The sequence below is a fragment of the Streptomyces sp. NPDC051041 genome, assembly GCF_044456065.1.
GTDB lineage: Bacteria > Actinomycetota > Actinomycetes > Streptomycetales > Streptomycetaceae > Streptomyces > Streptomyces glaucus.
On record NZ_JBITFM010000001.1, the window covers coordinates 736,123 to 757,332 of the forward strand.

16 protein-coding genes and 1 rRNA gene are annotated in these 21,210 nt (G+C 73.3%); 8 read left to right on the forward strand and 9 right to left on the reverse strand.

Features of this window, described 5'->3' with window-relative positions; all coding sequences use genetic code 11:
- Positions 1–265 precede the first annotated feature (265 nt).
- Positions 266–910 (forward strand): Rv3235 family protein, encoded by a 645-nt coding sequence (locus tag ACIBAI_RS03150; protein WP_399030687.1) that lies wholly within the window; start codon positions 266–268, stop codon positions 908–910.
- A 123-nt stretch (positions 911–1,033) separates the two neighbouring features.
- On the opposite strand, the gene secA is transcribed toward ACIBAI_RS03150, so the two are convergent.
- Positions 1,034–3,847, reverse strand: coding sequence for a preprotein translocase subunit SecA (secA, locus tag ACIBAI_RS03155; RefSeq protein ID WP_399030688.1), 2,814 nt, complete (start codon positions 3,845–3,847; stop codon positions 1,034–1,036).
- 362 nt (positions 3,848–4,209) lie between these two features.
- Here secA and ACIBAI_RS03160 point away from each other — a divergent pair, with 362 nt between their 5' ends.
- Positions 4,210–4,791, forward strand: a complete 582-nt coding sequence (locus ACIBAI_RS03160) for a GNAT family N-acetyltransferase (protein WP_399030689.1) — start codon at positions 4,210–4,212, stop codon at positions 4,789–4,791.
- A 53-nt stretch (positions 4,792–4,844) separates the two neighbouring features.
- Positions 4,845–6,047 carry a winged helix-turn-helix domain-containing protein gene (locus ACIBAI_RS03165; RefSeq protein ID WP_399030690.1) on the forward strand — a complete coding sequence of 401 codons (1,203 nt, stop codon included), beginning with the start codon at positions 4,845–4,847 and terminating at the stop codon, positions 6,045–6,047.
- Between the two features lie 20 nt (positions 6,048–6,067).
- Here the strand turns inward: ACIBAI_RS03165 and ACIBAI_RS03170 are convergent, their stop codons facing one another.
- The 7 genes from ACIBAI_RS03170 to mtnA form a co-directional block, all read right to left on the reverse strand.
- Positions 6,068–6,814 carry a response regulator gene (locus ACIBAI_RS03170; protein WP_399030691.1) on the reverse strand — a complete coding sequence of 249 codons (747 nt, stop codon included), beginning with the start codon at positions 6,812–6,814 and terminating at the stop codon, positions 6,068–6,070.
- A 205-nt stretch (positions 6,815–7,019) separates the two neighbouring features.
- Positions 7,020–7,712 (reverse strand): ribosome hibernation-promoting factor, HPF/YfiA family, encoded by a 693-nt coding sequence (gene hpf / locus ACIBAI_RS03175; RefSeq protein ID WP_399030692.1) that lies wholly within the window; start codon positions 7,710–7,712, stop codon positions 7,020–7,022.
- A gap of 301 nt (positions 7,713–8,013) precedes the next feature.
- Positions 8,014–9,003, reverse strand: coding sequence for a ComF family protein (locus ACIBAI_RS03180; RefSeq protein ID WP_399030693.1), 990 nt, complete (start codon positions 9,001–9,003; stop codon positions 8,014–8,016).
- 182 nt (positions 9,004–9,185) lie between these two features.
- Positions 9,186–11,027, reverse strand: a complete 1,842-nt coding sequence (locus tag ACIBAI_RS03185; protein WP_399030695.1) for an LpqB family beta-propeller domain-containing protein — start codon at positions 11,025–11,027, stop codon at positions 9,186–9,188.
- Positions 11,017–13,068, reverse strand: coding sequence for an MtrAB system histidine kinase MtrB (gene mtrB, locus ACIBAI_RS03190; protein WP_399030697.1), 2,052 nt, complete (start codon positions 13,066–13,068; stop codon positions 11,017–11,019). The genes ACIBAI_RS03185 and mtrB overlap by 11 nt, the downstream gene beginning before the upstream one ends.
- Position 13,069: 1 nt before the next feature.
- Positions 13,070–13,759 (reverse strand): two-component system response regulator MtrA, encoded by a 690-nt coding sequence (mtrA, locus tag ACIBAI_RS03195; RefSeq protein WP_344609495.1) that lies wholly within the window; start codon positions 13,757–13,759, stop codon positions 13,070–13,072.
- Positions 13,760–14,024: 265 nt separating this feature from the next.
- Positions 14,025–15,170 (reverse strand): S-methyl-5-thioribose-1-phosphate isomerase, encoded by a 1,146-nt coding sequence (gene mtnA, locus ACIBAI_RS03200; RefSeq protein WP_399030698.1) that lies wholly within the window; start codon positions 15,168–15,170, stop codon positions 14,025–14,027.
- A 140-nt stretch (positions 15,171–15,310) separates the two neighbouring features.
- On the opposite strand from mtnA, the gene ACIBAI_RS03205 reads away from it, so the two are divergent.
- From ACIBAI_RS03205 to ACIBAI_RS03225, 5 genes are read left to right on the forward strand one after another with little or no spacing between them, the layout of a single operon-like run.
- Positions 15,311–16,624 (forward strand): glycerophosphoryl diester phosphodiesterase membrane domain-containing protein, encoded by a 1,314-nt coding sequence (locus ACIBAI_RS03205; RefSeq protein ID WP_399030699.1) that lies wholly within the window; start codon positions 15,311–15,313, stop codon positions 16,622–16,624.
- A 4-nt stretch (positions 16,625–16,628) separates the two neighbouring features.
- A complete protein-coding gene (locus ACIBAI_RS03210) occupies positions 16,629–17,387 on the forward strand; it encodes a DUF4129 domain-containing protein (protein WP_399030701.1) in 759 nt (252 codons plus the stop codon).
- On the forward strand, positions 17,384–18,577 hold the full coding sequence (locus tag ACIBAI_RS03215; RefSeq protein ID WP_399030702.1) for a DUF4350 domain-containing protein: 1,194 nt from the start codon (positions 17,384–17,386) through the stop codon (positions 18,575–18,577). The genes ACIBAI_RS03210 and ACIBAI_RS03215 overlap by 4 nt, the downstream gene beginning before the upstream one ends.
- Positions 18,577–19,566 (forward strand): AAA family ATPase, encoded by a 990-nt coding sequence (locus ACIBAI_RS03220; RefSeq protein ID WP_399030729.1) that lies wholly within the window; start codon positions 18,577–18,579, stop codon positions 19,564–19,566. The genes ACIBAI_RS03215 and ACIBAI_RS03220 overlap by 1 nt, the downstream gene beginning before the upstream one ends.
- Positions 19,566–20,876 (forward strand): DUF58 domain-containing protein, encoded by a 1,311-nt coding sequence (locus tag ACIBAI_RS03225; RefSeq protein WP_399030703.1) that lies wholly within the window; start codon positions 19,566–19,568, stop codon positions 20,874–20,876. Before ACIBAI_RS03220 ends, ACIBAI_RS03225 begins: the two co-directional genes overlap by 1 nt.
- Before the next feature lie 82 nt (positions 20,877–20,958).
- Here ACIBAI_RS03225 and rrf read toward each other — a convergent pair.
- Positions 20,959–21,075, reverse strand: a 5S ribosomal RNA gene (gene rrf, locus ACIBAI_RS03230).
- Positions 21,076–21,210 lie beyond the last annotated feature (135 nt).

The window sequence follows — 21,210 nt, forward strand, 5'->3', positions numbered from 1 at the left end:
CGGAGGGCCTTCAGGATACGTGCGGGTGTCCCCTTTCGGGTCCCCGCCCGGGCCCCCGGACCCGTCCACCTCCGGCCGCAACCTCACCCGGTACGCCCCCGCCGGGACGCGGTTCCCCGCCGCCCGGGTCGCCCGGATAGGTGAATGCCGCGGGCGCTCCGGCCCGCGGCCCGGCTCCTTGCCACCGCCCGCCACGACCCCGTACAAGATCACCGACCGCTAAGTTACCGCCCGGTATGAAACGGGCCCGCCGAACGGGGATCCCATGAACAAGGTCATGACCAGGACGGCCCCCCGCCCCGCCCCCCACCCGCACGACCCCTCCGCCGCCCGCCCGCCGGTCCGCCGCGATCCGCGCCGCCCGGGCGGCGCGCCGCCCCGCACCGCCGGCGGCGGACCGACCCGCGCCCCCGGCGGCACCCCGCCCCACGCGTCCGCGGACGGCCGCCGCCCGCCGGGGTCCCCCGGCACGGCTCCGCGCACCCGTACGAGGCCCCTGGACACCCGGCCGCCCACGGCGCCCCGGAGCGGCGCCCCCGCCCCGCGCGGGACGGTCCCGCCCGGACCGCGCCCCCGGCCCACCGACGTCTTCGCCGAGCTGCTGCTCGCCGTCCTGAGCGGCCGGCGCCCCGTGCACTCGATGCTCCGCCACACGGCGGGCCGCGCCTACGACGACCTGGCCTGGCTCGCCGAACGCGGCCCCCTGCGCACCCGCGGCACCCGCCCCGTCGTCCGCGACATCGGCTACTACGTCCCGCGCCCCGGGGCCGTCGAGGCCTTCGCCCGTATCGGCGCCGGGGACCAGCTGCGCGCCATGGCCTTCCGCCTGGAGCGCGGCCAGGACCTGCGCTGGCGCTGCACGGCGGTGGAACTGGGCGGTCCGCGCCCGCCCCGCCCGCCCGCCGACTGAACCCCGCGAATTCCGGCGGATCCCGGCGGATCCCGCCGGGGCGCCGCGGCGGGCAGGCCGAGGGGCCGGGCACCCTCGGGTGTCCCGGCCCCTCGCCGCACGCCGCTCCGCAGGGAGCGTCCGTCACTTCTTGCGGCGCCGCCCCCTGGCCTGCTTGCGGCGCTCCGCGCGCGTGAGGCCGTCGGCCTCGCTGCGCACCGGCTCCTCGTCGGTGGTGAAGTCCCGCTCGATGATGCCGCCCTCGCCGTCCACGGTCGGCGCGGACAGGTGCAGGTTCCGCCGCTGCGGGACGTCAAGCCCCTTGGCCCGGATCTCCGGCCGCGACCCCGCCTGCGCCGGCACCGCGTCGTGCTTCTCCAGGTCGGCCACCGGCTTGGCCTCCTCGACCGGGACCTCCTCGACCTGCTGCTCGACCTGGACCTCCAGGTTGAACAGGTAGCCGACGGACTCCTCCTTGATGCCGTCCATCATGGCCTGGAACATGTCGAAGCCCTCCCGCTGGTACTCGACCAGCGGGTCCTTCTGCGCCATGGCGCGCAGGCCGATGCCCTCCTGGAGGTAGTCCATCTCGTAGAGGTGCTCGCGCCACTTGCGGTCCAGCACCGACAGCACGACCCGGCGCTCCAGCTCACGCATGATCTCGGAGCCGAGCTGCGCCTCGCGCGCCTCGTACTGCTGGTGGATGTCGTCCTTGATGGACTCGGCGATGAACTCAGCGGTCAGCCCGGCCCGGTCGCCGGCCGCCTCCTCCAGCTCCTCGATGGTCACCTTGCACGGGTAGAGCTGCTTGAACGCACCCCACAGCCGGTCCAGGTCCCAGTCCTCGGGGAAGCCCTCGGAGGTCTCGGCCTGGACGTAGGCGTCGATGGTGTCGTCCATGAAGTGCCGGATCTGCTCGTGCAGGTCCTCGCCCTCCAGGACGCGGCGCCGCTCGCCGTAGATGACCTCGCGCTGCCGGTTGAGGACCTCGTCGTACTTCAGGACGTTCTTGCGGGTCTCGAAGTTCTGCGTCTCGACCTGCGCCTGGGCGGAGGCGATCGCGCGCGTGACCATCTTGTTCTCGATCGGCACGTCGTCGGGGACGTTCGCCATCGACATCACGCGCTCGACCATCTGGGCCTTGAACAGCCGCATCAGGTCGTCGCCGAGCGAGAGGTAGAAGCGGGACTCGCCCGGGTCGCCCTGACGGCCGGAGCGGCCGCGCAGCTGGTTGTCGATCCGCCGCGACTCGTGCCGCTCGGTGCCCAGCACGTAGAGGCCGCCGAGCTTCTCGACCTCCTCCTTCTCGGCCTTGACCGCCTCCTCGGCGCGCTTGAGCGCCTCGGGCAGGGCCGCGGCCCACTCCTCGATGTGCTCCTCGGGGTCGAGGCCGCGCTGGCGCAGCTCCGCCTCGGCGAGGTCCTCGGGGTTGCCGCCGAGCTTGATGTCCGTACCGCGGCCGGCCATGTTGGTGGCCACCGTCACGGCGCCCTTGCGGCCGGCCTGGGCGACGATCTGCGCCTCGCGCTCGTGGTGCTTGGCGTTGAGCACCTCGTGCTGGATGCCGCGCTTGCTGAGCTGCTGCGAGAGGTACTCGGACTTCTCGACGGAGGTGGTGCCGACGAGGATCGGCTGGCCCTTGCGGTGCTTCTCCTCGATGTCGTCGACGACCGCCTCGAACTTGGCGACCTCGGTGCGGTAGATCAGGTCCGAGCGGTCCTTGCGGATCATCGGCTTGTTGGTCGGGATCGGGACCACGCCGAGCTTGTAGATCTGGTGGAACTCGGCGGCCTCGGTCATCGCCGTACCGGTCATGCCGGAGAGCTTGTTGTAGAGGCGGAAGAAGTTCTGGAGGGTGATCGTGGCGAGCGTCTGGTTCTCGTCCTTGATCTCCACCCCTTCCTTCGCCTCGATCGCCTGGTGCATGCCCTCGTTGTAGCGGCGGCCGGCGAGGATACGGCCGGTGTGCTCGTCGACGATCATGACCTCGCCGTCGATGACGACGTAGTCCTTGTCGCGCTTGAAGAGCTCCTTGGCCTTGATGGCGTTGTTCAGGTAGCCCACGAGCGGGGTGTTCACCGACTCGTAGAGGTTGTCGATGCCCAGCCAGTCCTCGACCTTCTGGACACCGGACTCGTGGATGGCGACCGTGCGCTTCTTCTCGTCGACGTCGTAGTCGCCGGTCTCCTCGATGCCCTTGAGCGGGTTGCCGGGCTCGCCGCGCTTGAGGCGCTTGACCAGCTTGGCGAAGTCGCCGTACCACTTGGTGGCCTGGTCGGCCGGGCCGGAGATGATCAGCGGCGTACGGGCCTCGTCGATGAGGATGGAGTCGACCTCGTCGACGATGGCGAAGTTGTGGCCGCGCTGGACCAGCTCCTCCTTCGACCACGCCATGTTGTCGCGCAGGTAGTCGAAGCCGAACTCGTTGTTCGTGCCGTAGGTGATGTCGCACGCGTACTGCTCACGGCGCTGGGCCGGCGTCATGCTGGCGAGGATGCAGCCGACGCTCAGCCCGAGGAACCGGTGGACGCGCCCCATCATCTCGGAGTCGCGCTCGGCCAGGTAGTCGTTGACCGTGACGATGTGGACGCCTTCGCCGGAGAGGGCGTTCAGATACGCGGGGAGCGTGCCGACCAGGGTCTTGCCCTCACCGGTCTTCATCTCGGCCACGTAGCCCATGTGCAGGGCGGCGCCGCCCATCAGCTGGACGTCGTAGTGCCGCTGGCCCAGGACGCGCTTGGCGGCCTCCCGGACGGTGGCGAACGCCTCGGGCAGCAGGTCGTCCAGGCTCTCGCCGTCGGCGTACCGCTGCTTGTACTCGTCGGTGAGGGCCCGCAGCTCGGCGTCGGAGAGGTCGACGAAGTCCTCTTCGATGGAGTTGACCTGGTCCGCGATGCGGTGCAGCTTGCGCAGGATCTTGCCTTCGCCTGCACGCATGATCTTCGAGAGGACGGACACGGGGGTTGGTCTCCTTGCCGGTCGGGCCTGGGACGGTCGGTTACCACTTGACTTACTGAGCAACGGCCATCGTATGCGAGGACCCCGCCGCGCCGGGAGGGCCCGCGGCGACGGCGACCGTCCGCTGCTGCTTTTCTTCTCTCGCTCCTGCTTCACCGGGGACAACGTCCGGGCCCCTCGGATGGTGCCGCATCATCCCGGCGAATTGCGCGATGCGCGATCAATTCCTCACGCACGGTGCCGCCCCGTTCCCCGCCCCCGCCGGATCGCCCGGCTCCCTCCCGCGCACCGCGCGCTCCCTCCCGCACGGCGACGCGTCAAACGGATGGCGCCCTTCTCCGGGCCCCGGGCAGAATCGGCCGATGGACTCCGGCACCCTCGTCACCGACCGCCTCCGCCTGCGCCCGGTCGGCCCCCAGGACACGGACGCGGTGTACGCCGCCTGTCAGGACCCCGACATCCAACGCTGGACCACGATGATCCCCTCCCCGTACCTCCCGGAGCACGCTCGGGAGTTCACCGAGCGGCTCGTCCCCGACGGCTGGGCGAACGGCTCCATGTACACCTTCGGCCTCTTCCTGCCCTCCGGCGAACTGGTGGGCATGCTGGGCCTGACGGTGCGCTCCCCGGGCATGGCGGAGATCGGCTTCTGGTGCGCCAGGGAGCACCGCGGCCGCGGCTACACCGCCGAGGCCGCGCTCGCCGCGTCCCGCTGGGCCTTCGCCCACGCGGCGATCGACCGGGTGGAGTGGCGCGCCGAGGTCGGCAACACGGCCTCCCGCGCGGTGGCGGAACGCGCCGGCTTCACCCTCGAGGGCACCCTGCGCTCCGCGATCGACAACAAGGGGGTGCGGCGGGACTGCTGGGTGGGCTCCCTGCTCCCCTCGGACCTGGCCCTCCCGTCGACGACCCCGTACCTGCCGGCGCCCGCGCGACCGTCGTGACGTATCCGCAGGCCACCACGGGCTGTCGGTGCCACCCCTTATCGTGCGGAGCCATGACGACCCTTCCGCGCCCCATCACGGAACTCTCCGCAGACGAAGCCCGCCGTGTCGTCCTGCGCGCGCAGGGCTTCCTGGGCAGTACGAACCGCGGGGCCGGCGTCCGCGGCGTCCTCCGCCGGCTCGGCGCGGTGCAGCTCGACACCATCTCGGTCCTCGCCCGCTCCCACGAACTGGTGCCGTACGCCCGCCTCGGCGCGGTGGGCCGCAAGGCCGTGGAGGACGCCTACTGGAAGCCCCGGCCCGCCGGCGCGTCCCCGGCCCGCCCCCGCGCCTTCGAGTACTGGTCCCACGCCGCCTGCATCCTGCCGATCGAGGAGTGGCCCCACTTCGCGTTCCGCCGCCGCGCCTACCGCGACCGCCCCCACTGGCACCACGACCTCCCCGACGGCGTCTACGAGCAGGTCATCAAGCAGCTCCGCGCCGAGGGCCCGCTGACCGCGACCGAGCTGGGCGGCGCCAAGAGGACCGGCGAGTGGTGGGACTGGTCCGCCTCCAAGGTCGCCGTCGAGCGCGCCCTGATGTACGGCGAGGTGGTGTGCGTCGAGCGCCGCGGCTGGAAGCGGGTGTACGACCTCGCCGAGCGCGCCGTCCCGGGCGCCCTGCTGCACGACGAGCTGGACGACGCGGAGTGCCTGCGCCGCCTGGTCCGCCTGGCCGGCCAGGCGCTGGGCGTCGGCACGCGCGCCGACATCGCGGACTACCACCGCCTCAAGGGCGAGCAGGTCGACGCGGTGATCGCGGACTCGGGCCTGGTCCCGGTCGCGGTGGAGGGCTGGTCCAAGCCGGCCTGGGCCGACCCCGCGGCCCTGGAGACGCCTCCGCGCGGACGCCACCGCACGACGCTGCTGTCCCCCTTCGACTCCCTGGTCTGGGAGCGGGCGCGCACGGAGCGGATCTTCGGCTTCACCCACCGCCTGGAGGCCTACGTCCCCCGGCACAAGCGGGTGTACGGCTACTTCGCGATGCCGGTCCTGGCCGGCGGGCGTCTCGTCGGCCGGGTGGATCCGGCCCGCGAGGGCCGCACTCTGGTGGCCCGGCAGGTCACGCTGGACGGCCCGAAGGCGGTTCCCGCGGTGGCCCGGGCCCTGCTGGAGGCGGCGAGCTGGGTGGACTGCACGGATGTGCGGGTGGAGCGGGTCGACGCGCCGGAACTGCGCGAGCCGCTCACGCGGGAACTGGCCCGCCTGCCGGCATAACGCGCATACCGGTACAGAAGTCAGCGGATTTCGAGAATCTTCTCCCGCATCGCGTACACCACCGCCTCCATCCTGGAGTGCAGCTGCAGCTTCTCCAGGATGTTGCGCACGTGGTTCTTCACGGTGTTCTCGGAAATGAACAGTTCCTTGGCGATGTCCCGGTTGTTCATTCCGGTGGCGACGAGTTTGAGGACTTCCAGCTCGCGGTCCGTCAGGCGCGGCGCGGGCACGAGACGGCGCTCGTCGGTCCGCTGGATCATCGACTTGAACTCGGTGAGCAGCTTGGACGCCATGGACGGGCTGATCTGCGACTGCCCGTCGGCCACCGCCCGAATGGCGGTGGCCACCTCGTCGGTGGAGATCTCCTTGAGGAGGTAGCCGGTCGCGCCCGCCTTGATCGCGTCGTAGAGGTCGGCTTCCTCGTCGCTGATCGTCAACATGATGATCTTGGCGCTGGGGGCCACCTCCTTGATGGAGGTGCACGCCTCGATCCCGCCCCGCCTGGGCATCCGCACATCCATCAGAACGATGTCCGGCAGCAGGTCGGCGGCCTTCTCGACGGCCTCGGCGCCGTCGCCCGCCTCTCCGACGACCTGGATGTCCTCCTCGGCCGCGAGCACGATCTCCAGGCCGCGGCGGAACAGGGCGTGGTCGTCCACGACAAGGACTCTGATCGGCTCCTTGCGTGGAGTGCCCGCGTCCGGGCCCGTGCCGGCGACGCGGGCGTCGGCATCCTCGTCCCGCGCCGGTCCGAAGCTGTCCGCCATCGTTCCTCCCCCTGAAGGCTGTGGCTGTGGTCCTGAGCCATCGCCAACGCAAGGCAACGACCCACCCGTTGGGCCGTTGCGGCCATGATTTCATGCCCGGGTGACACCGGGGCGACCGAGCGGGACGCCGAGTGGTCGCACGCCGGTGCCCCTGGGGGCGCACACGCGCTCCAGGGGCACCGGTCGGGCTGTCACCCCGCGCGGGTCAGCCGCCGAGCGCGCCGCCCGCCTCGGGGGAGTGCGCCTGGGTGACCATCGTGTCCGTCCTGAGGTGGATCACGCCGTAGTCGTAGGCGTGCCGCCGGTAGACGACGCTGGGTTCCTTGGTCTCGGAGTCGATGAACAGGTAGAAGTCGTGCCCGACCAGCTCCATCTCGTAGAGCGCCTGGTCGAGGGTCATGGGGGCGGCGACGTGGGTTTTCTCGCGGACGACGAGGGGGCCCTCGCCCTGTACTTCCAGCGAGCCGATCTTCTTGGTGGGCACGGCCTCCGGCTCCTGCCGGGGAGCCGCCGTGCCGTTCACGTCGAGCGTCGCCGCGTCCGGGACGTGGTCGGCGACCTCCGCGGCCGGGATCCGGCGCGCGCCGCGGCGCGAGAACCGCTTGTCGTGCTGCTTGCGCAGCCGGGCGCCCAGCTTCTCCGCCGCCAGGTCGAGCGCCGCGTACGGATCGCTCGCCGCCGCCTCCGCCCGGATCACCGGACCGCGGGAGCGGAGCGTGATCTCCACTCGGTCGCAGCGGTCGGCCTGTCGGGGGTTGGGCTCCTTGGACACCTCGACGTCGAGGCTGATCACCTTGCCATCGAGCTTCTGGATCTTCTCCAGCTTCAGCTTCTCGGCCACGTGCTTCCGGAACCGCTCGGGCACCTCGGTCTTGCGGCCCTTGACGACGATGTCCACGCAGAACTCCGTTCCCGGATCGCTCCGCATCGGTGGCGGAGCATCTCCCTTTTCGCACCAGGTTCCGGCGAGCCCGGAACCTCGGACTCGGTGACGTCCACCTCCTCCCCCATGGGCGGGATCTCCACTCCACCGGCGCGGGTGATTATGAAAAAACCCGCGGCGCGGCATTCCGATCAGAGGGGCGTGGCCTGCGGCTTTCCCTCACAACCGAACATATCTCGCCCGGACGGATGTCGTCACCCTCTCCTGCGGCATACCTCCGTTCAGGTGTTTTGGTTCTCTCATTACCTGCAACGACTCAAGATCTCAGTCGGTTCCGGTTTATTTCGAAAGAATCCGCTGATGCTGCGACCACGGCCGCGCAGATCACGTTGAAGTCGTCCCCGGTCTCATTTCGGATCACGTCGCGGGTCTCGCCAGGGATCTCGTCACGGATCATGTCCCCGTTTCCGCTCGCCGTCGTTCCCGGACCGGCGGGCCACCGGCCGGTGCCCGCTTTTGCCGCTCCGGCTCTCCGTTCCCCTCCGACTTCCCGTCCCGGGCCCATGTACACGGCCGCTGCCGCTGTTCCGTACGTGTCCGGCCCCCTGCTCCGCTCACGCGGGGCCGCGCCCGCCGCCGTCGCCGCCCGGACCGCCCGGGCCGCCTCCGCCAGGGACGCGCCCGTCGTCATCAGGTCGTCGACGAGCACGACCGGGCCGGCGGCGAGCAGGCGGGCACCACCGGGGGCCACCGCCAGCGCGCCCGCCAGATTGGCCAGCCGCCGCCGGAAGCCGAGCCCCGCCTGATCGGCCACCGCACGCCGCTGCCGCAGCACGGCGGCCACCCGGGCGGCCGTCCCGGTCCGCCGCAGCTCGCCCGCCGCCGCGAGCGCGATCCGCCGCGCCGGATCGTGTCCCCGGGCCCGCACCACCACACGCGCGGACGGAACGGGCACGAGCAGCACCGGCGCACCGGCGCCCCCGGACGCCGTACCGCCGCCCCGCGCGCGGGCCTCGCCCAGCCCGGCCCGCACCGCTCCCGCCAGAGCCGCGCCGAGCGGCCCCGCGAGCGGCAGCGCGCCCCGTTCCTTGTGGGCCAGGAGGACGGCCCGCACCTCGTCCGCGTACCGGGCCGCCGCGTGCACCGCCGGCAGTCCGGGCGGTTCCGGCACCGGTCGCACCCGGCGCGGCGCCGCCTCGCTCAGGGCCGCACGGCACTCCGGGCAGAGCACCGTACGAGGCGCCCCGCAGCCGCCGCACTCGGCCGGCAGCACCAGGTCGGTGAGGTCCCGCCACCACTCCCGCATGGCCACCACTGTGCCGACGCCCGCCCCCACCGGCCACCCCTGTGGAAAACCCCCTGTGGACAAGCGCCCCGCACCCCGGGAGCGGCAGCGGCGGCCCCATTCCCCGGAAGGACCCGCGGCACCGGAACGGCAGCGGCCGCCCCGCCGGGTCCCCGGCGGAAGCGGCCGCCTCCGTCAGCGCCTCACCCCGGATAGACCGGCGCCGTGCCCTCCGTGACCTTCTGCCACTGCGCCCCGGACGGCAGCCGGACGATGCCGTCGTCCGAGTGGGCGACCATCGGCACCCGGTCGTCCTCGGACGCGGCGATCTCCTTCACCCCGGTCAGGGCGGCGGGCGCCGGGGCCTCCGGCGCGGAGCCGTCGACCTGGACGTAGCGCAGCTGCTGCACGCCCCCGTGCTCGCGCCCGACCACCACCAGCCGGCTGTCACCGGCCCAGGCCATGGCCGTGACCTCCTCCAGCTCGGGCGTGGCGGCGCGCAGTTCGCGCACGGTGACCGCCGGCTGCCCACCGCTCCCGCTCTGCCGTTCGATCCGTCCGACGAACAGGGAGCCCTTGCCGTCCTTCTCCACGACGAGCGCGATCCGCACCCCGTCGGCGGCCACCCGGACGGCCTGGACACGGCCCTCCAGGCCCGGGGTCCTGACCTGCACCGGCTCGCCGTCGCCGCCCGGCAGCAGGAGCAGCCGCGGGTCGTCGGGGTCGCGGTCGGCCACCCACAGGTCGCCCCGCGCGTCCCAGCTGGGCGGCGTCAGCCGGTCCTGCTCCGTGCCGCCTTCGCTGACCAGGACGGGTTCGCCGAGCGAACCGCCGGCCGCCAGCGACCCGACGTACAGCGCCCCGCCGTCGAGGGCGACGCCGGCCGCGGCGTGCTCGTCGCGGGAGACCGCCACCGACCTGAGCGGCCTGCGGCCCTCGCCCAGCGCCCCCGGCACCGGTTCCGGCCTGGTGGCGGGGCTGCCCGCCGGGATCCGCACCAGGCGGTGGTCGCCGTCGAGGAAGTACAGGTGGTCGGGGTGCTGCGCCGCTCCGTGGGTCGCGACGGCCCCGGCCCGCTCCTCGGCGAGCGAGCACAGCTGCTCGTCGCCCGCGAGCAGCTCGACCTCGTCCACGGCCGGCGTGAGGTTCCGCAGCGTGAACAGCAACTGGGCCGCCATCTCGTCGCACGTGTCCGGGCCGACCCGGGCGGCCTTCGCGTCGAGCGGGACGGTCAGCTTGTTCCGGTCGTCGGGCGTCAGCGCGGTGACGTCCTTCCGCAGCCCCGTACCGGCGGGGAAGCTCGACCTGACCACGGGCCGGAGCAGGCTCGTGGGTCCCTTGAGGACGGAGCGCACCACCTGGGTCATGGGGTCGACGCGCTCGCGCACGTAGACCGGGTCGGCGACGAGCGCGGGCTGAGCGCCCTCGCCGGTCCGCGGGTCCGCGGCGGCGTTCGACGCGAAGTAGTACTTGTTGACGGACATGTAGTTGCGCTGGAAGTCCGACTTGCCCATGACGATGCCGCGCGGCGGCACGTCGATGCGCCACTGCCCGCTCTCCTTGTCCCGCCTGAGGTGCACCGGCTGGCTGTACGGTCCGCCGGCGGGCGTGTACGCCTGCTGGGCGTCCACCGTGGCGACCCTGGTGCCGGTCAGGGTGAGCGAGTAGTCGTCGATCTCGTCCCGGTTCCCCATGTGGTCGGGTTCGGTGCCCGGCCCGTCGGCGAGCACGGTGATGGACAGCTCCGGCCGCCATGTCCGCGCGGCCTCGGGGGTGAGGTACTTGCGGGCCGTCTCGTAGTGCGGGTCGTCGCTGGTCAGCGCCTCCAGGAAGCCCTGCACGATGTCCGGGGCCGAGGCGTCCTCCGGCGGCGGCATGGCGAACACCCGTACCTGTGTGTCCTGGCGCGGCGTGGACTCGACGCCTCGCAGGTCCCCGCTGTCGGGCATCGAGGCGCACCCCGCCAGCAGGACGACGCCCGAGACGGCGTACGCCGCCGCGCGCACCGGCCCCCGCCGGACGCCCCCCTCGCGGTCAGCGCCCACGAAATGCCTCCCCTTGCCTGTCCGAGCTCTCCGGCCCCGTGTCCGTACGGGTCCCCTGCGTGTCGTCCTGCCGCCGGGCGCCGGAGACGGGACGGGGCACCACGCGCGCGCCGTTGCCGGGCAGGGCCGTCGGGTCGGCCGCGGGGGCCACGGCGGCCGGCCGCGGCCCGATCGGGTCGCGAGCGGGCCGCGGCGCCGCGGCCTGCCCGGCCGACTGCTGCGCCGGCACGCTGACGGCCCTGTCGCCGCCGGACGACGCACCGGCGCCGTCCGGTCCGCGGTTGCGGCGCGAGTCCTTGGGCTCCAGCGGTATCGGGGAGCCCCGCAACGGCTCGTCCGCGGTCCGCGGCAGCGTCAGCCGGAACTGCGAACCGCCGCCCGGCTCGCCCCACGCCTGCAGCCAGCCGCCGTGCAGCCGCGCGTCCTCCAGGGCGATCGACAGCCCGAGGCCGGTGCCGCCGGTGGTGCGCGCGCGTGCCGGGTCGGCCCGCCAGAAGCGGTTGAAGACGCGCGTCGCCTCACCCGGCTTGAGCCCGACCCCGTAGTCGCGCACCGCGACCGCGACGGCGCCGCCGGCCGCGGCGAGCTTGACGACGACGTCCCGGCCCTCGCCGTGCTCGACGGCGTTGACGACGAGGTTGCGCAGGATGCGCTCCACGCGCCGGGCGTCGGCCTCGGCGACGACGGGCTGCTGGTCGCCCACGATCCGTATCCGGCTGCCCTTGCGCTCGGCGAGCGGCTCGGCGCCGTCGACGACCCGCCGGACGACGTCCCGCAGGTCCACCGGCTCCGCCTCCAGCGCCGCCGCGCCCGCGTCGAAGCGGCTGATCTCCAGCAGGTCGGCGAGCAGCGACTCGAACCGGTCCAGCTGGTCGGCGAGCAGTTCCGCCGACCGCGCGGTCACCGGGTCGAAGTCCTCCCGCGCCTCGTGGATCACGTCGGCGGCCATCCGCACGGTCGTCAGCGGCGTCCGCAGCTCGTGCGACACGTCCGAGACGAACCGCCGCTGCATGCGCGACAGGTCCTCCAGCTGGTTGATCTTCCCCTGCAGGTTCTGCGCCATCTTGTTGAAGGCCTCGCCGAGCCGCGCGATGTCGTCCTCGCCGGTGACCTTCATCCGCTCCTGCAGCCGCCCGGCGGACAGCCGCTCGGCGATGCCGGCCGCCATCCGCACGGGCGTGACGACCTGCCGCACCACCAGCCAGGCGATGGCCCCGAGGAGGACGACGACGAAGAGGCCGGCCGTCGCCAGCGTCCCCTTGACCAGGCTGAGCGACTTCTCCTCCTGCGTCAGCGGGAAGAGGTAGTACAGCTGGTACGGCTCGCCGTTCGGGTCGTTGACCCGCTTGCCGATGACCAGGGCCGGCTGGGACTCCTTGTCGGAGCTGTAGACGATGCGGGTGTAGCTCTGGGCGGCGGCCGTGCTGCTGTCGACCCGCTCGCGCAGGTCCTCCGGCACACTGGCCGACGGGTCCACGTACCCGGAGGCGCGCGGGCCGCGCCCGCCGCCGCTGTCGTCGCCCGCGGGCAGCGTGACCACGTCGAACGCGCCCTGGCCGCCGCTGGACAGCGACTCCACCAGATCGCTCATCCACTGGATGACGTTCTGCGGCGGGCGGCCGTCCACCGCCGCGCCGTCGTCACCGCTGCCGCCGGCCGCCTCGTCGGCCCTCTGCCGGGCCACCGCGAACCCGCCGGTGGCCTGGCTCTGCGAGGCCTTCACCTTGGCGTCCAGCAGGCCGTTGCGGACCTGCCCGATGACGACGAAGCCCAGCAGCAGCACGACGCCCAGCGACATCAGCAGGGTCGTGGCGACGACCCTGAGCTGGATGTTGCGCCGCCACAGCCGCATCATGGGCAGCAGCGGCCGGCGTATCCAGCGCATGAGCAGCCGGACCACCGGACTGCCCTGGACCCCGCCCTGCAGCAGCCCGCTCTCCAGGAGCCGGCCCCAGCGGGAGCCCGCCGCCTTCCGGCCGACAGGCCGCCCCGCGCGGGCCCCGGACCGGCCGGGAGCCGAAGCGGCGCTGTCCCCGGACATGTCAGCTCGGCCCGGCCTTGTAACCGACACCGCGGACGGTCACCACGATCTCCGGCTTCTCCGGGTCCTTCTCGACCTTGGACCGCAGCCGCTGCACGTGCACGTTGACCAGCCGGGTGTCCGCCGCGTGCCGGTAGCCCCACACCTGCTCGAGGAGCACCTCGCGCGTGAACACCTGCCACGGCTTGCGGGCCAGCGCCACCAGCAGGTCGAACTCCAGCGGCGTCAGCGCGATCGGCTGCCCGTCCCGCTTCACGGAGTGACCGGCCACGTCGATGACGAGGTCACCGATGGCCAGCTGCTCCGGCGCCGGCTCCTCCGACCTGCGCAGGCGCGCCCGGATCCGGGCCACCAGCTCCTTGGGCTTGAACGGCTTCACGATGTAGTCGTCGGCGCCCGACTCCAGGCCCACGACGACGTCGACGGTGTCGCTCTTGGCCGTCAGCATCACGATCGGCACCCCGGACTCCGCCCTGATCAGGCGGCAGACCTCGATGCCGTCCCGCCCGGGCAGCATCAGGTCCAGCAGCACCAGGTCGGGCTTGGTCTCCCGGAAGGCGGCCAGCGCCTTGTCGCCGTCGGCTACGAAAGACGGCTCGAAACCCTCACCACGCAGCACGATGCCGAGCATCTCGGCCAGTGCGGTGTCGTCGTCGACGACAAGGACTCGTCCCTTCATAAACGACATCATCCCATTCTCATAACGGCGGCGAAGGCGCTGGTGAGGTAGCTCACTGGCCAGTGACGATAGTCGTACGGGGCCGTCGCTGTCTGCCCTCGCCCACCGCGGCGTCACGGCCGGGACGACCGCCGGCCCCGCCGCGCCGCCACGCGCACCCGCGGCCGGGCTCCGCGCACGGCCGCCCCGCCCCCGTCCGGCCCGGCGCAGCGGACGGCCCCTCCCCCGCGCCACGCGGCCGAAGGGGCCGTCCCGCCGGTCGGCCGGGCGTCACCCGTCACCCGTCGTTCGCCGCCCGGCGCGCCCTGCCGCACACCTGCGCCAGCGCCTCGGCCGTCACCGGCGAGACCACGCCCTCCTCGGTGACGATCGCCGTCACCAGCTCGGGCGGTGTCACGTCGAACGCCGGGTTGTACGCCTGCGTCCCCAGCGGCGCCACCGGGACCCCGCCGCCCGCTCCCGTCACCGGCACCTGGGGCACCGTGACCTCGGTCACCTCGTACCCGGGGCGCTGCTCGACCTCGACGGACGCCCCGTCCGGCGTGTCCGGGTCCACCGTCGTCACCGGCGCCACCACGATGAACGGCACATGGTGGTACCGCGCCAGCACCGCCAGCGGATAGCTCCCCACCTTGTTCGCCACCGACCCGTCGGCCGCGATCCGGTCCGCGCCGACGAGCACCGCGTCCACCTCCCCGGCCGCGAACAGCGAACCCGCCGCGTTGTCGGTCAGCAAGGTGTACGCCATGCCGCTGCGGGCCGCCTCGTACGCCGTCAGGCGGGATCCCTGCAGCAGCGGGCGCGTCTCGTCCACCCACAACCGCCTGAGCCGTCCCGCGCGGTGCGCCGCGAGCGCCACGGCGAACGCCGTGCCCTCGCCGCCGGACACCAGCGATCCGGTGTTGCAGTGCGTGAGGATGCGGTGTCCACCGCCGGGCAGCAGCTCGTCCAGCAGCGCCAGGCCGTGTTCGGCCATCCGGGCGCTGGCCGCGGCGTCCTCCCGGTGCAGCGCCCGTGCCGCGGCCAGCGCGGCGTCGGCCGCCTGCCGGGGGTCGCCGGTCCTGGCCAGCGCGGCCTGGTGGGCGGCCTGGGCCCTGCGGACGCCGAGGGCGAGGTTCACCGCGGTGGGCCGGGCGCCCGCCAGCGCGTTCGCCGCCTCCTCCACCTCGAAGCCCCGCACGGCGGCGAGCGCGACGCCGTACGCCCCCGCGATGCCGAGCAGCGGCGCTCCGCGCACGGCGAGCGAACGGATCGCCTCCACCAGCGCGGATGCGTCCGTGCACACCAGCTCGACCTCCTCGGCCGGGAGTCTGGTCTGGTCGAGAAGGACCAGCACCGGACCTTCGGGGGGCTCTTCCCAACGGATCGCGGGGATCTCGGTCGGCCGCTTGTGCTCGCCGGATTGCGCGTACTGATCAGCCATGCGGCCAGTCTGCCCCTTTTCCGGCGGACAATTGAAGGTGCGCAGCCCGTACCGCGGCCGGTCCTCCGAGGACCGCCCCATGGCACGATGGCTGCCAACCTGCCGCCGCGACCGCGGACGGGCACCGTGAAGGAGCGACGATGAACGACACTCCGGGCTGGGCCTCGCCCGGATCCGCCCCCTCGGACGGGCAGGGCACCGGCGCGTCCGGTCCCGCCGGGCCCGTGGACCGCCCCGACCCCGCGCAGCCCGCGGACCAGGCCGGCCCGGAGCCGTCGGGCTCCGGCCCGAGGTGGTCCAAGGAGCAGCCGCCGCCGGCCCAGTGGTCCGCGCCCGCCGGTCCGCCGCCGGGCCGGACCCCGCCGCCTCCACCGCCCGGCCCGGGCGGCTGGGGCGCTCCGCCCCCGGGAGCCCCCGGCGGCGGATACGGCGGTCACGGCGGCTGGGGAGCCGGCTGGGGCGGCCCTCCGCCCGCGGCCAAGCCCGGCGTGATCCCGCTCCGCCCGCTCGGCGTGGGCGAGATCCTCGACGGCGCGGTCTCCACCATGCGCACCCACTGGCGCACGGTCCTGGGCATCTCGCTGACCGTCGCGGTCCTCACCCAGATCGTCGTCGTCCTGCTTCGGGGCTTCGTCCTGGACGACACCAGCACCGCCGCCCTCAGCGATCCGAGCGCCACCCTGAGCGAACTGAGCCGCGCCATGGGCGACGCCGTGCTCAGCTCCGCGGTCGTCTCCCTGGTCGCCCTGATCGGCACCGTCGTGGCGACCGCGCTGCTGACGACCGTCACCAGCCGCGCGGTGCTCGGCAGGCCGGTCACCACCGGCGAGGCCTGGCGGGACGCCCGCCCGCAGGTGCCGAAGCTGTTCGGCCTGATCTTCCTGCTGCTGCTCATCGCCTTCGGCGTCATCGGCGCCGGCTCGCTGCCCGGCATCCTGGTGGCGTTCGCGGGAGGCGGCGAGGCGGGTGTCGCGCTCGCCGTCCTCGGCAGTCTCGGCGCCGCCGTCGTCGCGCTGTGGCTCATGATCCGCTTCTCGCTGTCCTCGCCCGCGCTGATGCTGGAGAAGCAGGGCATCACCAAGGCGATGGGCCGCTCCGCGAAGCTGGTGCGCGGCTCCTGGTGGCGGGTCTTCGGCATACAGCTGCTCGCCATGATCATCGCGAACGTCCTCGCGTCGATCATCGTCATCCCCTTCACCTTCCTCGCCGCGGCCCTCAGCGGCGACGGCGTGGCCGGCTTCCTCGACGGCAGCGGCGACCTCGGCTGGGCGTTCCTCGTCGTCAGCGGGATCGGCTCGGTGATCGGCTCCATGATCACCTTCCCGGTCTCGGCGGGCGTGACCGTGCTGCTCTACATCGACCAGCGCATCCGCCGCGAGGCCCTCGACCTCGAACTGGCCCGCGCCGCCGGAGTCCAGGGCTACGGCGCCCCCGGCGCCACCCCGGGGAGCTGATGCCGTGAGCGCGGCGGGGGGAGTGCTCGGCGCGGTGCCGGCGGTACCGCAGACCGCCGGCACCGCGATACGCACGCTGCTGCGTCCCGGCGACGAACCGCCGGTGACGGTCCCGCGTGATCCCGCGCGGGAGGCGGCGCGGCGCGAGCTGTCCAAGCGGATGTACCACGAGAACGACCCCAGCCTGTTCCAGCGCGCCCTGGACGCCTTCTGGGACTGGGTCGGCCGGCTGTTCGACACGGCCTCCACCGCGGCCCCCGGCGGCACGCTCGGCCTGGTCATCGTCGTCCTGGTCGCCGTCGCCGTACTGGCCGCCCTGTGGTGGCGCCTCGGCACTCCGCGCCGCCGGCCCGCCTCCTCCGCCGCCCTGTTCGACGACCGCCCCCGCAGCGCCGCCGAACACCGCGCGGCCGCCGAGGCGCACGCCGCCCGGGGCCACTGGAACCAGGCCGTCCAGGAGCGCATGCGGGCCATCGTCCGCGCTCTGGAGGAACGCGCCCTCCTCGACGTCCGCCCCGGCCGCACCGCCGACGAGGCCGCCGCGGAAGCCGGCCGCACCCTGCCCTCCCACAGCGACCGGCTCCACGCCGCCGCCCGGGCCTTCGACGACGTGACGTACGGCGGCCGGACGGCGACCGAGCAGGCGTACCACCGCATCACCGGTCTCGACCGCGACCTGCAGCGCACCAAGCCGCACCTCGTGAGCAGCGGCAGCGCCTCCGGCACGGCGGCCCACCGCGCCCACCGGGGGGCCGCCGAATGACCACCGAGGGCACGCTCCCCGTCACCTCGGCCTCGCCCACCGCCCGCCAGGTCTGGACCCGCGCGCGCGGTGTCGCCCTCGCTCTCGTGCTCCTTCTGGCGGGGGCCGTCGCGATCGCCGTGATCCGCTCCGACGCCCGGCACGGCGAGCTCGACCCGCGCTCCGCCGACCCCTACGGCAGCCGCGCCGTCGCCGAGCTCCTCGCCGACCGGGGCGTCGCCACCCGGGTGGTCACCACCCTGGCCGCGGCCCGCGCCGCGGCCGGCCCGGACACCACCCTCCTGGTCGCCGCCCCCGACATCCTGACGCCGCGCCAGCAGACCGAGCTGTACACCGCGACCGCCGCCGCCCGCGGCCGCACCGTGCTGGTCGCCCCCGGCAGCCCTTCCGTCGAGCGGCTCGCCCCCGGCGTCACCGCGGACCCCGCCACCAGCCTCGACTCGACGCTGTCCCCCGACTGCGACCTGCCCGCCGCCCGGCGCGCCGGCACCGCCGACACGGGCGGCGTGCGCTACACCACCACCCGCCTCGACGCCACCGAGTGCTACCCCAGCGCGCGGCTGGCCACCCTGCTGCACATCCCGGAGGCCTCCGGGGGCGACACCGTCGTCCTCGGCGCGCCCGACATCCTCCTCAACGACCGCCTCGGCGAGCAGGGCAACGCCTCGCTCGCCCTCCAGCTCCTCGGCTCCCGCCCCCATGTGGTCTGGTACCTCCCCTCGCTCTCCGACGCGGCGGCGATCGACCCCGACGACCAGCGCGGCTTCTTCGACCTCATCCCCTCGGGCTGGCTCTGGGGCACGCTGCAGCTCTTCATCGCCGCGGCCCTGGCCGCCCTGTGGCGGGCCCGCCGGCTCGGCCCCCTCGTGCCCGAGAAGCTCCCCGTGGCGATCCGCGCCTCCGAAACCGTCGAAGGCCGCGCCCGCCTCTACCGCAGAGCGAACGCCCGCGACCGCGCGGCCGCCGCTCTCCGCTCCACCACCCGCACCCGTCTCGCCCCCCTCGTAGGCGTCCCCGTCGCCCAGGCGCACGCGCCCGAGACCCTGCTCCCCGCACTGTCCGCCCACCTCCACGGCGACGGGCAGTCCCTGCAGCCCCTCCTTTTCGGGCCGCCGCCCAGCGACGACGCGGCCCTGATCTCCCTCGCCGACCGACTCGACGCCCTCGAAAGAGAGGTACGCCGTCCATGATGGACCCGACCACTGACAGCGCCGGGCGGACCGGGGACCCGGGCGCCGCCCGAGCCGCCCTGGAGACCCTGCGCGCCGAGATCGCCAAGGCCGTGGTCGGCCAGGACCCCGCCGTGACCGGACTCGTCGTCGCGCTCCTGTGCCGCGGTCACGTCCTCCTCGAAGGCGTTCCCGGCGTCGCCAAGACCCTGCTCGTCCGCGCCCTCGCCGCCGCCCTCGACGTCGACACCAAGCGTGTCCAGTTCACCCCCGACCTGATGCCGAGCGACGTGACGGGCTCCCTGGTCTACGACGCCCGCACCGCCGAGTTCTCCTTCCAGCCCGGCCCCGTCTTCACCAACCTCCTCCTCGCGGACGAGATCAACCGCACCCCGCCGAAGACCCAGTCGTCCCTCCTCGAGGCCATGGAGGAACGCCAGGTCACGGTCGACGGCACTCCCCGCCTCCTCCCCGAGCCGTTCCTCGTCGCCGCCACGCAGAACCCCGTCGAGTACGAGGGCACGTACCCCCTCCCCGAGGCCCAGCTGGATCGCTTCCTCCTCAAACTCACGATCCCGCTGCCCTCCCGCCAGGACGAGATCGACGTCCTGACCCGCCACGCCGAGGGCTTCGATCCGCGTGACCTGCACGCCGCCGGCGTACGCCCCGTGGCGGGTCCGGCCGATCTGGAGGCGGCCCGCGCGGCGGTGGCCAGGACCACCGTCTCTCCGGAGATCACCGCCTACGTCGTCGACATCTGCCGGGCCACCCGCGAGTCCCCGTCCCTCACTCTCGGCGTCTCCCCCCGCGGTGCCACGGCCCTGCTGGCCACCTCCCGCGCGTGGGCATGGCTCACGGGCCGCGACTACGTCATCCCCGACGACGTCAAGGCACTGGCCCTGCCCACCCTCCGCCACCGGGTGCAGCTCCGCCCGGAGGCGGAGATGGAAGGCGTGACGGCCGACTCCGTCATCAACGCGATCCTCGCCCACGTCCCCGTCCCCCGCTGATGGCAGTCACCGGACGCGCCGCGCTCCTCGCGGCCCTGGGCACCCTCCCCGTCGGCATCTGGGACCCCGGCTGGACGGGCGTCCTCGCGGTCAACGCTCCTCTGGCAGTGGCCTGCGCCTGCGACTTCGCCCTGGCCGCCCCCGTGCGCCGCCTGCGCCTCTCGCGCTCCGGCGACACCTCCGTGCGCCTGGGCGACACCGCCGACGTCACCCTGACGGTCACCAATCCGTCCCGCCGCCCGCTCCGCGCCCGTCTTCGCGACGCCTGGCCTCCCAGCGCCTGGCAGCCCGGCACGGAGACGGCGGCCTCCCGCCACCGTCTGACCATCCCGCCCGGCGAGCGCCGCCGTCTCACCACCCGTCTGCGCCCCACCCGCCGCGGCGACCGTCAGGCGGACCGCGTGACGATCCGCTCCTACGGTCCTCTCGGTCTGTCCGCCCGTCAGGGCACCCACAGGGTCCCCTGGACGGTACGCGTCCTGCCTCCTTTCACCAGCCGCAAGCACCTGCCCGCGAAGCTGGCCCGCCTCCGCGAACTGGACGGCCGCACCAGTGTGCTGACGCGCGGCGAGGGCACGGAGTTCGACAGCCTGCGGGAGTACGTTCCCGGTGACGACACCCGTTCCATCGACTGGCGTGCCACGGCCCGCCAGTCCGCGGTCGCCGTCCGCACCTGGCGTCCGGAACGCGACCGTCACATCCTTCTCGTCCTCGACACGGGCCGCACCTCGGCCGGCCGCGTCGGCGACGTCCCCCGCCTCGACGCCGCCATGGACGCGGCCCTGCTCCTGGCGGCCCTCGCCTCCCGCGCCGGCGACCGCGTGGACCTGCTCGCCTACGACCGCCGAGTGCGCGCCCTGGTCCAGGGCCGCACGGCAGGCGACGTCCTTTCGTCCCTGGTCGGCGCGATGGCAACGCTCGAACCCGAGCTCGTCGAGACGGACGCCCGCGGCCTCACCGCCGCAGCGCTCCGTACGGCCCCCCGCCGTTCTCTGATCGTGCTGCTCACGACCCTCGACGCGGCCCCCGTCGAGGAGGGCCTGCTGCCTGTTCTGCCCCAGCTCACCAAACGCCACACGGTTCTGCTGGCGTCCGTGGCGGACCCGCACATCGCCCAGATGGCCAAGGCCCGCGGCAGTACGGAAGCGGTGTACGAGGCCGCTGCCGCCGCACAGGCCCAGGCCGAGCGTCACCGCACCGCAGAACAACTCCGCCGCCACGGCGTCACAGTCGTCGACGCAGTACCGGACGAGATCGCTCCGGCACTGTCCGACGCATATCTGGCGTTGAAAGCAGCGGGTCGGCTGTGAAAGGGCGGGCCTTCCGGCCCTGCCTTTTCACGCCAAACGCAGAAAGCCCCGCACCAGAAGGTGCGGGGCTTTCCCACAAATTGTTCGGCGGCGTCCTACTCTCCCACAGGGTCCCCCCTGCAGTACCATCGGCGCTGTAAGGCTTAGCTTCCGGGTTCGGAATGTAACCGGGCGTTTCCCCTACGCTATGACCACCGAAACACTATGAAACTGACAACCGGAAACGGCTGTTCGTGGTTTCAGAACCAACACAGTGGACGCGAGCCTCTATGGACAAGCCCTCGGCCTATTAGTACCGGTCACCTCCACACGTTACCGTGCTTCCAGATCCGGC